Genomic DNA, 13,671 nt, shown 5'->3' with positions numbered 1-13,671 from the left:
GCTAAGATGGATTGGGTGTTGCATCGAGCAAGGCGACAATGGTTGCCGAGTTCGAACATTGCCGTTTCCGGCAGGGTTCAGCCGGGAAAGGTTTTCCGCCAAACGTCCGGCCGGTTGGTACAGATCAATATTTCGGGCGACATTGCTGCGATCCTTTTCATGCCTCTGGCGTCATCGATCGTCCAGGCCATGACCGTAATGCCTTCGGAGATCAGCAGCGACGCGAGGCCCGTATCGAGATTAGGGTGACCGATCGACAGGAACGAGCACTGCAGCGCTTTGAGGCGCGATGGCAGATCCTTGGGCCTGCCGTCGAGGATCAAGCCCGTCTTGAACGCCGGGTTGATCTCCTTGACCCGCTGCAGTGCACCGGTATCAAACGAAGTGATCACCACGTCCTGCTCCATATGATAGCGCGATACGCGTTCGAGCACCGCCTGCTCCAGTCCCGGATAGATATTGCCGGATGTTTTCAGCTCGATGTTCAAACGGACCCTGCCGCAGCTTAGGCGCAGCACTTCGTCCAGCGAGGGAATGCGTTCTCCTTGAAAATCGCGCCCTTTCCAGCTTCCCGCGTCCAGCCGCTGCAGCTGCTGCCACGTATGGGCCTTGACCTTGCCGCTGCCGCTGGTCGTCCGGTCCAGGCTGAAATCGTGAATGACGACGGGAATGCCGTCGGCGGTCAGCTGCGTGTCGATTTCCATCCACTGGACGTAAGGCTCCGCCATCGCCATCCGAAAAGCCGCCATCGTGTTTTCCGGCGCCTTGCCGGAAAATCCCCGATGGGCCACACACAGGTTGTTCATTCCCTCTCCCTCGCTCTCCTCAGTTATGGTCAACGTGCCGAGCCGGACGTTACGGTTCCGTCGCCGGATACCCGAACGCCCCCAATGGACAGCTGCTGCACTTCCTGAAGCAGCTTCTTCCCTTCTTCGGCGTTCATCGGAACCGGCAGTCCCAGCTCCGTCTTATACGGGATCAGCTTCATGCCACATCCGCCCTTCGGACTGCACGACGCCTCAAATACCGCGGTTTTCCAGGTCGCCGGAACAGTCGATTTCGTGAAAATAAAGTTGCCCGTACTGTAAGCAATCCATTTGCCCTTGTACTGCTCCAGCCCCTGCAGCACATGCGGATGCGCTCCGATAATCAAATCGGCTCCCGCATCAATAAAGGCGTGGGCCAGCGCCTTCTGGTTGGCATCCGGCGTGCTCTGCCGCTCGATGCCCCAGTGCGCCATGACGATGACCAGATCAGCGTTGCTGCGGGCTTCGGCAATGGATTTCAGCACCTCGGGAGCCTGCCCGTAAGCACTGGCCACACCCGGTTTATTGGTACCTGCGGCCCAGCTTGATTCCGGGTATACGCGGCTGGCACCGACCAGCGCCACCTTCATACCTTTGATAGAGAAGTATTCCGGCGCGTAGGCACGGGCTGCGTTCTTCCCTGCACCGACATACTTAATGCCGCTGGCACCCAGGTGAGTGATCGTATCCAGCAGCCCTTCCTCCCCCTGGTCGAGGATGTGGTTGTTGGCGAGCGTAACGGCGTCCATGCCTGCGGCTCGCAGCGCATCAAGCGCTTTAGGGGATGATTTAAATACAAACGTTTTGTTTTTGGCCCCGACGCCGCGGGTGGTGACCGGTGTCTCCAGATTTCCCAGCGTCAGGTCGTCCTTCTTGAACAGATCCCCCAAATATGTAAAGGGGTATGAATAGCCCTTGCTTTCAAGCAGCGTTTCCACTTTGCCCGAAAAAATCATGTCGCCCACAAAATGAATGCGAATCGTTTGGCCGGATGGCGCATCCGACGTCCCCCCGGACGCTGTTTTCTCCGGGATTTGATCCTGCTGCGGCTTGGCTTTGCCGGAATCGGGATCCTTTCCCGTCTCCTGCTTTCCTTCTTGCGCGGCCTGCTCCTTCCCGCTTCCAGCAGGCTGGTCCTGCTGCACGCCGGCAGCCTCCTGATCCGGCGGAGTTCCCGCTTGATCCATCGGAGGCGGGTCCCCAGCTTCCTCAGCCGCTTGTTCCGAAGATGTCTCCTGGCCGGAATCTCCCGCCACTTCTCCGCTTCCCGGCACCGTTCCTTTCGGGTCAGCAGGCGGCTGCTCTGCGGTCTGCTGTGCAGGCTTATGGGACTCCTGCGCAGAGCCGCCCGTTTGCGCCTTTTGCGTCAACAAATAATATCCAATAAGTAGTGCAATGACGGCAAGCAGACAGAGATTCACGTATCCCCACTTCCGCCCCTGCCTTTTTCGCCTGGCTTTTTTTCCAGCCTGGTGTTTCTGTGATCTTGGCGGGTACATGATTCACCCCTCATTACAATTTTTCTAAAATACTCTGCGGCCCTCCCCTGAAGGCCCACTCCATTATATCAGGTTCCCGGGAACAAATAGAACCCCCGGTCCGTGACACAGGGGTTCATCATCGTATATAGTGATGCAGTCGTATTCGAGAGTTTTACTCCGCCTGGGCCATTTCCCACTGCCCGATCACCGCGTCGGACAACGTCTGCATATAGAGCGGATCGCTGTTCAGAGAATCGATGCGCATCAGACGCAGATCCAGCTCCTTCGCTACCTGCTGGGCTTCGATGTCCAGATCGTACAGCACTTCGAGATGGTCGGACACGAAACCGATCGGAGCGACCAGCACGTCCTCGACTTCCTCTTTGCTCAAGTTGCGGAGCGTGTCCAGAATGTCAGGTCCGAGCCATGGCTCGGCGGTACGGCCCGCACTCTGCCAAGCAAACTGCCAGGAAGTGATATCAGCCTTTTCCGCCACCGCGCGGGATGTTTCCAGAAGCTGCTCCGGATACGGATCACCCAGCTCCAAAATTTTCTCAGGCAGGCTGTGCGCACTGAAGAGGACGCGCACTTTGCTGCGGTCCGCACCGGCTTCCTCGAACAAAGCCAGCTTTTCGTTCACACGGCGGGTAAAAGCCTCGATCAGCTGCGGATGCATATGGTAGCTCTGCACAAAGGTCATCTCAACCCCGACCTCGTCAGCTTTCGCTTTGGCCCGCTTCATATAGCTTCCGACGCTCATAGTCGAGTAGTGCGGCGCCAGTACGATCCCGACCGCTTTGCTAATGCCGTCTTTGGCCATCGCCTCCACGCCGTCCTCAATGAACGGGGAAGCATGCTTCAAGCCTTGATAGCAGACGAATTCTACCTCGGGGTGGCGGCTGTCCCGGTTCAGGGTCTCCTGCAGGCTCGCCACCTGCCGGTTCGTGTTCTCACGAAGCGGGAATACGCCGCCCACGATCGCCTCATACCGGTCGGCCAGCTCTTTGAGCTGCTCCGGCGAAGGGGCATGCCCTCTGCGGATATGCGTGTAATACGCCTCAATGCCTTCCATGCTCTCCGGTGTGCCATAGGACATCACCAGTACGCCTACTTTATTTTTCACGAAACGCTCACCTCTTCTTTATATATCGGTTCTTCCATGAAGAAACGGTCTCCTAGCGGAGAAGGGTTGCCGAATATTCATGAATATATTCCGTCAATTCCTTCAGCTTATCCAGCGAAGCTTCGGGGAACAAGCCGTGGCCCAGGTTGAAAATATACCCCGGCTCCTGAACGCCCTGATCGATAATCTCTTTAGCATACTGCTTGATGACGTCCATCGGCGCGGTCAGCACATAAGGGTCCAGGTTGCCCTGAACGGCGAATTTGCCGCCGATCCGCTTCCGTCCCTCGGCAATCGACACTCTCCAGTCGAGCCCGATCACGTTCGCCTGCAGTTCCTTCAACGTCGGCAGCAGTTCGCCTGAGCTGACGCCAGGGAAATAGATTTTCGGTACATGTAAATCTGAAAGTTCGGCAAAGATACGGGTAATGGTAGGTAGTACGAATTTCTCGAAATCCTGAGGCGCCAGCGCCCCCACCCAGCTGTCAAACAGCTGGAACGCCTTGCCGCCGTTCTTGATATGCGCACGCACATAGGTTATGACCATGTCGCCCAGTTTGTTCATCAGCTGATGCCAAACCTCAGGCTGGCTGTACATCATCGTCTTGGTGAGAATATAGCTTTTCGAAGGACGCCCTTCGATCAGATAGCTGGCAATCGTAAACGGAGCTCCGGCAAACGTAATCAGCGGAACATCCAGCTCTTTGTCCAGGATCCGGATCGTCTCCATGATGTGGCTGAGATCCTTGTCTATGTCGATCGGACGCAGGCGCTCCACATCAGCCGCGGTCCGGATCGGATTGTCGATCACAGGCCCGACATTTTTCACGATATCAAAATCGACTCCCAGGGATGCGACCGGATTCATGATATCCGAATACAGAATGGCTGCGTCCACGCCAAGCTTGCGCACGGGCATCATCGTTATTTCGGCAGCGAGCTCGGGCTGGCGGCAAATTTCCAGGAGCGAATATTTCTCTTTGATCTTGCGGTATTCCGGATCATAGCGACCCGCCTGTCTCATATACCAAACAGGAACATGGCTGACTTCCTGCTTGTAGCTGGCGCGGATCAACGTATCGTTATAGGTCACGAATAGGCCTCCATATCTATAAAATTCTCTGCTTCCTATTATGCCCTTTTTAAAAGTAAGTAACAACCGCCGTACCCTGACATCTGATGACAATCGTATGACATCTTTAACATAAGACATTCAGGAAATGTGCTATACTGGTAAAACTGTGTTTTTTTCAATCATTTATATCAGTCAACTTAGAAAGGAAGTGAAAGCACATTGAAACCGTGGAAGGTCAACCTCATTGTGCTTTGGTTCGGCCAATTTCTGGTCAACTCCGGAATGACGATGATCACGCCGTTCCTGTCCCTGTATCTGGCTAAAGATCTGGGGGTGCAGGGCGAGCATGAAATCGGCCTCTGGGCGGGCTTTATTTTTGCGGCCAACTTCATGACCTCATTTATTTTTCAGCCATTATGGGGCAAGCTGTCGGACCGGTACGGCCGGAAAATCATGCTGCTGCGCTCCGGCTTCGGGATGGCCATCGTCATCGTGCTGATGGGCTTTGCCCGGAATCCGTGGGAGCTGCTGCTGCTGCGCCTGCTGAACGGCACGATCTCCGGCTTCAACCCGGCATCCATCTCGCTCGTATCGAGCACGACCCCGAAGGAACGGATGGGCTTTGCAATGGGGATCATGCAGTCGGGCTCGGTGGCCGGAACGATTCTCGGGCCGCTGATCGGCGGCGGCTTGGCCGACCTGATCGGCTTCCGCCCGATCTTTTACATTATCGGTATGCTCATCTTCGCCGCTTCCCTGCTGGCGCTGTTCCTGGTCAAGGAAAACTTCAACCGGGAAAAGGCCGCCCATGCGCCGCAGGTGTCGGTGCTTGAAGGCTTCAAGGAGCTGGCCCGTATTCCGCAGCTTCCCGCGCTGTTCGCGGTAACGTTTCTGCTGCAGTTTGCGATGATGAGCCCCATGTCGCTCCTGCCGCTGTACGTGGAGAAGCTGCACCGCTCCTCGGTTGACATCGCCTTCTGGGCGGGCGTGGTCAGCGCCGTGACGGGATTGTCGAATATGATTACCTCCCCGATCCTCGGGCGCTTCAGCGACAAGGTCGGTGCCCACCGTATTCTGACCTACGCCCTGATCGGCGCAGGACTGTGTCTGATCCCGCAGGCGTTCGTGCAGAGTGTATGGCAGCTGATCGTCGTCCGCTTCCTAATGGGTATCTTCATGGGCGGCCTGCTGCCCAGCGTCAATGCCCTCATCCGCTCCTACACGCCGGGAGGTATGGAAAGCCGGGCATTCGGCTTCAACACAAGCACGCTCGCACTCGGCAATATGCTGGGCGCGCTCGTCGGCGGATTCCTGTCGGGATTTATCGGCATCGAAGGGCTGTTCATCATTTCCGGCAGCCTGCTGCTGCTGAATATGGTCTGGGTGCGGCTGAAGCTGTACAAGCGCAGCAACACGCCGCAGTACCGCTGAACAGCCGCCGTTGGCGGGAAAAAGACGGCCGCAGAGTCACACAAGTGACCTTGCGGCCGTCTTTTTTCTTGCCGTATGACTACAAGAATAAGCCCCTATCGATCCGGAAAGTAACCTCACGTGATAAATGACAAACTCCTTCTTATATATTCCGTTTCCCCTAACTAAAGCCCCAAAACTTGAAGATATGTAATGTAATGTAATCTAACATAATATAATATCCACTAGACTATTTCTACTCCATTTCACAACCTAAATCAAGCTAGATTATTTTATGAAATGTATCAAATCACCAACAAAAACGGTTATTATCTATCATTTTCTCCGATAACAAACGCTTACACGCCAACCTTTTTCATTTGTCATATAACCTAACACCATATATGATCATCTTAGATTTTATTACATAACCATTACATATACATGAGGAGCTGATCGATTAATGGAGAAAAGAAAATTCGGCAAGTGGTCCCTGATTCATGCATCTGCGCTGACGGCACTGTCCCTCTTCGCCGCACCGGCAGGCAGCGTATTCGCCGACGCGGCAGCGGTAACAAGCAGCTCGGTGACAGCATCGGCAACCGTAACGACAAGTCCCGCTGTAACGACAACCGCACCTGCAACCACAACGACAACCGGCACAACCACCCCGGTTCGCAACACGGCCATCCCGCCGATCACCGATGCCGACAAGGCCTCCAAGCTGCCTAACGTGCTGGTGATCGCCACAGGCGGCACCATCGCCGGGCAGTCCGTCGACCAGACCAGCTTCCAAAATTACAAGGCGGGCAGTATTCCTATCGCGCAAATGGTGAGCGAGCTCCCGGACAAGCAAAAAATCGCCGACGTCGAAACGCTCCAATTCGGCAACTCAGGCTCCTCCGCCTATTCGATGGCCGATCTGTACGACCTGTCCAAGACCGTAGACGAAGCGCTCAAATCCTACGACGGCGTCGTCGTCACTTCCGGAACCGACACAATGGAGGAAATCGCCTACTTCCTGGATCTGACCGTGCAAAGCGACAAGCCGGTCGTCATTACAGGATCCATGCGGCCGTGGACGGTCGTCGGCTCCGACGCCAAGGCGAACCTTTATAACGCCATCAAGCTGTCGGCAAGCGGCCGGACCGCCTCGTTCGGCACCGTCCTCATGCTGAATGACACGATCAACCTCGCCCGCGGGGTCACGAAAACGAACGATTACCGCGTCGACACTTTCGAGACGCCGATGCTCGGGGCCGTCGGATATATCGATGAAACGACGATCCGCATTTACCGGGCTCCGGAACGGGCCCTGCTTGGGCCGGGCAAAGGCAAGCCGGTCTTCGACCTCGCCAAAATCAAAAAGTCCGATCTGGCGAAAACCGAAATCGCCTATTCCTATCAAGACGCGGGCGGCGAAGCCATCGAAGGGTTTACCGCTGCCGGAGCCAAAGGCATTGTTACCGCAGGCACCGGAGCCGGAGGCATTTCATCCGCGATGAGCAAGGCGCGCAGCAAGGCGGTTGAGCAGGGTGTGGTCTTCGTCACCACGACCCGGACCGGTTCCGGCAGCGTCTACGGCGGCGGAAAGGGCATCATTTCCGGGGACAACTTGAGTCCGCAGCAGGCCCGCATCCTGCTGATGCTCTGCCTGTCCTTCAGCAGCGACTTTGAAACGGTCAAGTCGTGGTTCACGACCTACGGGGTCACGGAAATCGAATAAGCTGTCATTCAGGGAATCATGCACTCATCATCTTTATTTCATTCCAAAAAAAGCCCGATCCTGGACTGCATCCGGATCGGGCTTTCGTTTGCTGTTTTACTTGACCATGGCCACCGCCAGCCCGTCATAAGCAGGGAGAATGGTTCCGATCAACCGGTCGTCGGTCGCCATCGCTTCGTTAAAGCGGCGGATCGCCTGCACCGAAGGGCCGTTTTTGTCGGGGTTGAGGGTCCGCCCCCGCAGAAAGGTGTTGTCGCCCGCAATCAGCGCGCCCGGATTGGCCAGTTCGATCGCGTACTCCAGGTAATTCGGATAGTTCTCCTTATCCGCATCGATAAAGAAGAAGTCGAACCTCTGCCCCTCCGCCTTCAGCTGCGCCAGGCTCTCCAGAGCCGGTCCGACCCGGTATTCCACCTGGCCGCCGAACCCGGCTTCAGTCACATTGGCCCGCGCAACGTCCGCAAATTCCTGCTTCAGTTCGAGCGAGGTAAGCGTTCCTTCCGGCGCAAGCCCCCTGGCGAGACAAATGCCGCTGTATCCGCCCAGCGCCCCGATCTCCAGGACACGGGCCGCTCCCGTCGCCTTGACCAGCAGCGTCAGCAGCCGTCCGTAGCCCGGCGCGATGGCGATTTCGGGCATGCCTTTCTCGGCAGTCACCTGCTTGACCCGATTCAGGATCTCGTCATTTTCGATAAAATGGTCTGCATATTGTTCTGGATTCACTTTCCTACTTCCCCTTTTTCCTACCGGACCCGGCAATTTTTACGTAACGAACACAAATGTTTGTGATTGACTTTACATTATCCTATAATGTGAGGATGAACAAAGATCCGCACCCGAACGCCGCTGCGGGATCTACCATCATTGTATGAATTTTTACGGTAGTCTACAAGAATAATGGAGTTGAACACGCACCATGCCAGAGCTGCAGTTGATTGCAACCGCCCCGATGGGCCTTGAAGCCATCGTCGCGCGCGAGTTAAAGGAATTAGGTTATAACGACGTTCAAGTCGAGAACGGAAGGGTCAATTTTACCGGAGATTACAAAGATATTTGCCGCTGCAACCTGTGGCTCCGGACGTCCGACCGCATCCTCGTCAAAATGGGGGAATTCCCCGCCAAGACGTTTGACGAATTGTTTGAAGGGACCAAAGCCCTGCCCTGGCAGGACTGGATTCCGGCGAACGGGGAGTTCCCCGTGGAAGGCCGCTCCCACCACTCCCAGCTCAGCAGCGTGCCCGCCTGTCAGGGCATCGTCAAGAAAGCGATCGTTGAAAAGCTGAAACAGAGCTATCATACCGAGTGGTTCCAGGAGAACGGTCCGCGCTATGTCATCGAAGTCAATCTGCTCAAGGACGTGGCGCTGCTGACGCTGGATACGACCGGGCCGGCCCTGCACAAGCGGGGATACCGCAAGCTGGTTACCGAAGCCCCGCTGAAGGAGACAATGGCCGCCGCTTTGCTGCAGATAAGCCGCTGGAATCCGTCGCGGCCGCTGTATGATCCCTGCTGCGGCTCCGGCACGATCCTGATCGAAGCGGCTCTCCTCGGCTGGAACATTGCGCCGGGTCTGCGCCGTTCCTTCCCTTCGGAGCACTGGCCGGCCATTCCTGAGGAGCTGTGGAGCGAGGCGCGCGAGGAAGCGTTCGATGCGGTGCAGGACGATGAGCCGCTCCAGCTGACCGGCAGCGATATCGATCCGAAGGCGATCGAAGTCGCCAAAGCAGCCGCCAAGAGCGCAGGCCTCGCTGGCGAGATCGATTTTCAGGTGCTCCCTGCCTCCAAAGCCCATCCGCAAGGGGAATACGGCTGCCTGATTACCAACCCGCCGTACGGGGAGCGGCTCAGCGAGAAGACCGAAGTCGAGAAGCTTGTCCGCACGCTGGGGCATACGGCCAATCAGCTGCCGACGTGGTCCTTCTTTGCCTTAAGCCCGACCAAACAGTTCGAGCATTACTTCGGCCGGAAGGCCGACAAGCGGCGGAAGCTGTTCAACGGCCGCATCGAGTGCCAATATTATCAATTCCTGGGGCCTCTTCCGCCCCGCCGTTCGTAACAAACGCTGCCGCTTTGTCAGGAGCTGTCCACTTTGGACAGCTCCTATATGGTTTTGGGGTATTTCTTATCATGACCTATTTACAACGCTATAGCAGGAGGTTGTCCAATTTGAACTACTCATACAGCATGTCCAGTCACGCTTCAAATGGCGGCTTCGGGCGGTTCATCCGCTCCCGTTACTTCACATACAGCCTATTTTTGCTGTTCATGATATATAAGCTGCTTCTTTTCCATTTTAAACTTCATATCAGCAAAATCGATTTCAACCCGCTGGACTTTTTTATCGGCCTCGGATCCCTGATCCTCGTATCGTTCTGGACCTTATGGCTTCCCCGGCGCGGGCAGCGGATCGCGCTTATCGTCGTTAACCTATTGCTTACGGCGCTGATGTACACGGACTTGGTGTACTACCGATATTTTCAGGATCTGGTCACCTTTACGGTGATGATGCAGGCAAGTCAGGTGGACTCCCTCGGGGACAGCATTATGACACTGCTTCATTGGAGCGATCTATGGTTTGCCGCGGATTGGCTGCTGCTGGCCGTCATCGCGATATGGAAGCCGTCAGGATGGCGAAGTCCGGCACGGGGGGCACTGAATTTTACTATCGGAAAATCACCATCCCGGAAGGCCGGATTCGCCCGCCGCTTCTCATCCGGGATCGCCGCCCTGGTGATCGGCTGCGTCGTAACGTTTGCGCCGCTCAAGTTCTACATCGATTACTACGCTGTCGGCCTTTTTACCGGAAATTGGTGGAACCTTTCGCTTTATAACGTAACCGGGCTGCTCGGTTTTCATGTATACGACGCATACCGCTTCGGTAAAGAGCATTTGGGTCCAAAGCCCGTGCTCGCTTCGGGCGAAGTCGACAATGTGCAGGAATGGTTTGATCATAAAGATACAACGCGTTCGGAGAACGACGCCATGTTCGGCAAATACAAGGGCAGCAACGTCATGGTCATCCAGACCGAGGCGTTCATGAATTTCATGATCGGCAAGCAGATCGGCGGACAGGAAATCACGCCGAACTTCAACCGGCTCATGAAGGAAAGCATGTACTTCAGCCATTATTATCATCAAACCGGCCAGGGCAGAACCTCCGATGCGGATTTCTCGTCCCAGACTTCCCTGCATCCGGTTCCGTACGGCTCGGTATTCATCCGCTACGCAAACCATCAGTTCAACTCGCTCCCGGCGATCCTGAAGGAGCACGGCTACACGCCAAATGCGTTCCATGCTTATGACGGCAGCTTCTGGAACCGGAATGCAATGTACGAAACCTTGGGCTACGACCGGTTTTTCAGCAAAAAGGATTACGATATCGACGAGCCTCTCGGCTGGTCGCTCGGGGACAAATCCTTTTTCAAGCAGTCCATGGATCAAATTAAGCGGCTTCCGCAGCCGTTCTACTCGTTTCTGATTACACTCTCCTCCCACCATCCGTTCTCGCTGCCGGACGACGTGCAGGAGCTGAATGTCGGCGAGTTCGACGGAACCGTCTTCGGAGATTACCTGCAGGCGATCCACTATGTGGACGCAGCGCTCGGTCAGTTGGTGGAACGGCTGAAGCAGGACGGCCTTTGGGATCATACCATCCTGTATATCTACGGGGATCATGACAATTCGGTGAAGGACAAAGCCGTCTATGAGAAGTTTCTGGGCAAAAGCCTGACCGATTTGGACATGGAGCAGATCATGAACGAGGTGCCGCTCCTCGTGCATCTGCCGGACGGGGAAGGCGCAGGGGTGTATGACCAACCAGCCGGACAGCTGGACATGGCGCCATCGCTCCTGCACCTGCTGGGTATTTCCACCAAGTCCCAGTACATGATGGGAAATGACCTGTTTGACGGCCAAGACCGGTTCGTGGTCCTGCGCAGCGGAGCTTATACAGACGGCAAACGCTTCTACATTCCCTCCCAAAGCGGCATGTTCGAGGATGGCAGCTGCTATAGTCTGGAGAACGGCAAAACGGTTGATGTCAGCACTTGCCGTGCCGGCTACGACCGGGCGAAAAAGGAGCTGTACACCTCCGATGAAACCTTGCAGTATGATCTGATCCCTAAGCTCAATCAAAATGAAAAACCCGGAACTCCTTAAGGAGTCCGGGTTTTTGCTGCTTATATCGAAGATTATGCTAGAACAGAAGCTTGTCCGGATCGCTGCCGACGCGGCGGTTCTGATTAAGGCTGTCGATCTTCTTGATTTCATCGGACGACAGCTCGAAATCAAAGATGTCCGCATTCTCGCGTATCCGGGAAGGTGTAACGGACTTCGGAATCGTGACGATCTTGTTCTGGAGGTTCCAGCGCAGGATAACCTGGGCCGGCGTTTTGCCGTATTTCTGGGCGATGCCCGCCAGCGTCGAATCGTCGGTAAGCTTGCCCTGCATCAGCGGGCTCCACGCTTCGAGCTGGATTCCCTGTGCGCCGCAGAAATCCTGCAGATCCTGCTGGATCAGCCGCGGGTGCAGCTCCACCTGATTCACGGCAGGAACCGTCCTGCTGTCCTGCAGCAGGTCCTTTAGATGATGAACGTGGAAGTTGCTGACGCCGATGGCCCGGATTTGTCCTTCCTCATACAGGCGCTCCATCGCTTTCCACGTATCTTTGAATTTGTCTTTGCCAGGCCAATGAATCAGGTACAAATCGATGACCTCGAGGCCTAGCCGCTTCTGGCTCCCTTCGAAGGCCCGGAGTGTGGAATCATAACCCTGGTCGTCGTTCCACACTTTGGTCGTGACGAAAAGCTCGCCTCTCGGAATGCCGCTCTCGGCAATCGCGCGGCCCACTTCTTCCTCGTTGCCGTAAACCTTTGCGGTGTCAATGCTTCGGTAGCCGATCTCCAGCGCCAGCTTTACCGCCTTATACACATCGTCCCCTTGGGCTTTGTAAGTGCCCAGTCCAAGCCATGGCATCGTAACTCCGTTATTCAGGATGGTGCAATCGGTAATGTGCTTCATACTCTCACAACCTTCCTTATGAAATAATGAGGAGACTAAAGAAGACAATCCTCATTATAACATAATCAGGGACGGGCCCCAAAAAAGCCCTTTCAATATAGTCGGCACTCTCGCTGTATGGATTTGACCCGAATCCAGAATGATGACATGCAAAAAAACCCGCAAAGCGCAGTGCGCTTCACGGGTTCAGACAGGAACCTACGAATTCGATTTCCCTTCTTCGGACGTCAGTGACGCCAAACGGCTCTTTTCCTCGGCCAGCATTTCTTCAGCCAATTCGACAGCTTGACGGTTCTCCGCCAGGCCAGCTTGACGTACGGCTTGTTCCGTATGAGCCAGACGGTTGTGCGCCTGCTCGATCATTTGCCCGGTCGGATGGGACAGAGCCGAGGAAACCGCGTTGTGGAGCTTCTCCACCGCGTTTTGAGCCTGGGATACCGAATTTTGTGATTGCAGACTGGAATCGTAACGTGTTGTCATAAACAGTTGCTCTCCCTTCACTACAAAGTTCCTACCCGTCCTTAGAATGGTATGGAAGGAGCGGAACTATGCAGCAATCCGGGAATCCACCATTTTCCACCAGATCCCTGCACGCAGGTTCGCAATAGAGCGCCTTAGTGATCGCCGTGATTGCCTTGGGATGGATTGGTGATCACAAAGCCTTCCTGCGGAAAATACAAATAGTCGATTTTGACGCCGTCAAGAAGCGGCTCATTCTTGTCCAGAAGCACATCGATTTCCTTATCAGTGCTGACGATTTCATCCGAATCCTTGGGCTTGTCCATATCCAGGCCGTAGTGCGCATGGTCGCCATGGGCGTGGGTCACGAGCACGCGAAGCTTCAGATCGCGGTTTTCTTCCTTCTCGAGTTCTTTTTTAAGCACCTTGGCCGCATTGCGGGTAATTTTGCATTTCATCGGCTACATCTCCTATAGGTAAGGTCAGTTTTACATACGGTATAGATTGAACTCAAGTTCCGAATTGAACCCCTGTTGTAACAGCTTATCCAAGCTCTCCAACATAAATTTCT

At 55.2% G+C, this 13,671-nt stretch carries 12 protein-coding genes; 4 read left to right on the top strand and 8 right to left on the bottom strand.

Features of this window, described 5'->3' with window-relative positions:
• Positions 1 to 77 precede the first annotated feature (77 nt).
• The 4 genes from C7820_RS19725 to hemE form a co-directional block, all read right to left on the bottom strand.
• Positions 78 to 806: a glycerophosphodiester phosphodiesterase gene (locus C7820_RS19725; RefSeq protein ID WP_116232447.1), complete on the bottom strand. Its 729-nt coding sequence runs from the start codon at positions 804 to 806 to the stop codon at positions 78 to 80.
• Positions 807 to 835: 29 nt separating this feature from the next.
• Positions 836 to 2,305 carry a CapA family protein gene (locus tag C7820_RS19720; RefSeq protein ID WP_116232446.1) on the bottom strand — a complete coding sequence of 490 codons (1,470 nt, stop codon included), beginning with the start codon at positions 2,303 to 2,305 and terminating at the stop codon, positions 836 to 838.
• A gap of 154 nt (positions 2,306 to 2,459) precedes the next feature.
• A complete protein-coding gene (gene hemH, locus C7820_RS19715; RefSeq protein WP_105441586.1) occupies positions 2,460 to 3,410 on the bottom strand; it encodes a ferrochelatase in 951 nt (316 codons plus the stop codon).
• 52 nt (positions 3,411 to 3,462) lie between these two features.
• Positions 3,463 to 4,503, bottom strand: coding sequence for a uroporphyrinogen decarboxylase (gene hemE, locus C7820_RS19710; RefSeq protein WP_116232445.1), 1,041 nt, complete (start codon positions 4,501 to 4,503; stop codon positions 3,463 to 3,465).
• 201 nt (positions 4,504 to 4,704) lie between these two features.
• On the opposite strand from hemE, the gene C7820_RS19705 reads away from it, so the two are divergent.
• Both C7820_RS19705 and C7820_RS19700 read left to right on the top strand, forming a co-directional pair.
• The gene (locus C7820_RS19705) at positions 4,705 to 5,916 is read left to right on the top strand and encodes an MFS transporter (protein ID WP_105441588.1); all 1,212 of its coding nucleotides are present in this window, start codon (positions 4,705 to 4,707) and stop codon (positions 5,914 to 5,916) included.
• Positions 5,917 to 6,358: 442 nt separating this feature from the next.
• Positions 6,359 to 7,621 carry an asparaginase gene (locus C7820_RS19700; protein WP_116232444.1) on the top strand — a complete coding sequence of 421 codons (1,263 nt, stop codon included), beginning with the start codon at positions 6,359 to 6,361 and terminating at the stop codon, positions 7,619 to 7,621.
• A gap of 96 nt (positions 7,622 to 7,717) precedes the next feature.
• Here C7820_RS19700 and C7820_RS19695 read toward each other — a convergent pair whose 3' ends face one another.
• Positions 7,718 to 8,344 carry an O-methyltransferase gene (locus C7820_RS19695; protein ID WP_116232443.1) on the bottom strand — a complete coding sequence of 209 codons (627 nt, stop codon included), beginning with the start codon at positions 8,342 to 8,344 and terminating at the stop codon, positions 7,718 to 7,720.
• Between the two features lie 193 nt (positions 8,345 to 8,537).
• Between C7820_RS19695 and C7820_RS19690 the strand changes: the two genes are divergently transcribed.
• Together C7820_RS19690 and C7820_RS19685 are read left to right on the top strand one after the other, a co-directional pair.
• A complete protein-coding gene (locus C7820_RS19690; protein ID WP_076170263.1) occupies positions 8,538 to 9,677 on the top strand; it encodes a THUMP domain-containing class I SAM-dependent RNA methyltransferase in 1,140 nt (379 codons plus the stop codon).
• A 128-nt stretch (positions 9,678 to 9,805) separates the two neighbouring features.
• Positions 9,806 to 11,779, top strand: a complete 1,974-nt coding sequence (locus tag C7820_RS19685) for an LTA synthase family protein (RefSeq protein WP_116232687.1) — start codon at positions 9,806 to 9,808, stop codon at positions 11,777 to 11,779.
• Between the two features lie 37 nt (positions 11,780 to 11,816).
• Here C7820_RS19685 and C7820_RS19680 read toward each other — a convergent pair whose 3' ends face one another.
• The 3 genes from C7820_RS19680 to C7820_RS19670 all read right to left on the bottom strand — a co-directional run bounded on the left by C7820_RS19680 (position 11,817) and on the right by C7820_RS19670 (position 13,558).
• Positions 11,817 to 12,641, bottom strand: a complete 825-nt coding sequence (locus C7820_RS19680; RefSeq protein WP_116232442.1) for an aldo/keto reductase — start codon at positions 12,639 to 12,641, stop codon at positions 11,817 to 11,819.
• A gap of 198 nt (positions 12,642 to 12,839) precedes the next feature.
• Positions 12,840 to 13,121 (bottom strand): hypothetical protein, encoded by a 282-nt coding sequence (locus C7820_RS19675; protein ID WP_076170265.1) that lies wholly within the window; start codon positions 13,119 to 13,121, stop codon positions 12,840 to 12,842.
• Positions 13,122 to 13,255: 134 nt separating this feature from the next.
• Positions 13,256 to 13,558 carry an iron-sulfur cluster assembly accessory protein gene (locus C7820_RS19670; RefSeq protein WP_076170266.1) on the bottom strand — a complete coding sequence of 101 codons (303 nt, stop codon included), beginning with the start codon at positions 13,556 to 13,558 and terminating at the stop codon, positions 13,256 to 13,258.
• Positions 13,559 to 13,671: the final 113 nt, after the last annotated feature.

Origin of the sequence: Paenibacillus sp. VMFN-D1 (assembly GCF_003386155.1) — a bacterium.
Taxonomy (GTDB): Bacteria; Bacillota; Bacilli; order Paenibacillales; family Paenibacillaceae; genus Paenibacillus_AQ; species Paenibacillus_AQ favisporus.
This window is presented reverse-complemented; position numbering and strand designations above follow the sequence as displayed.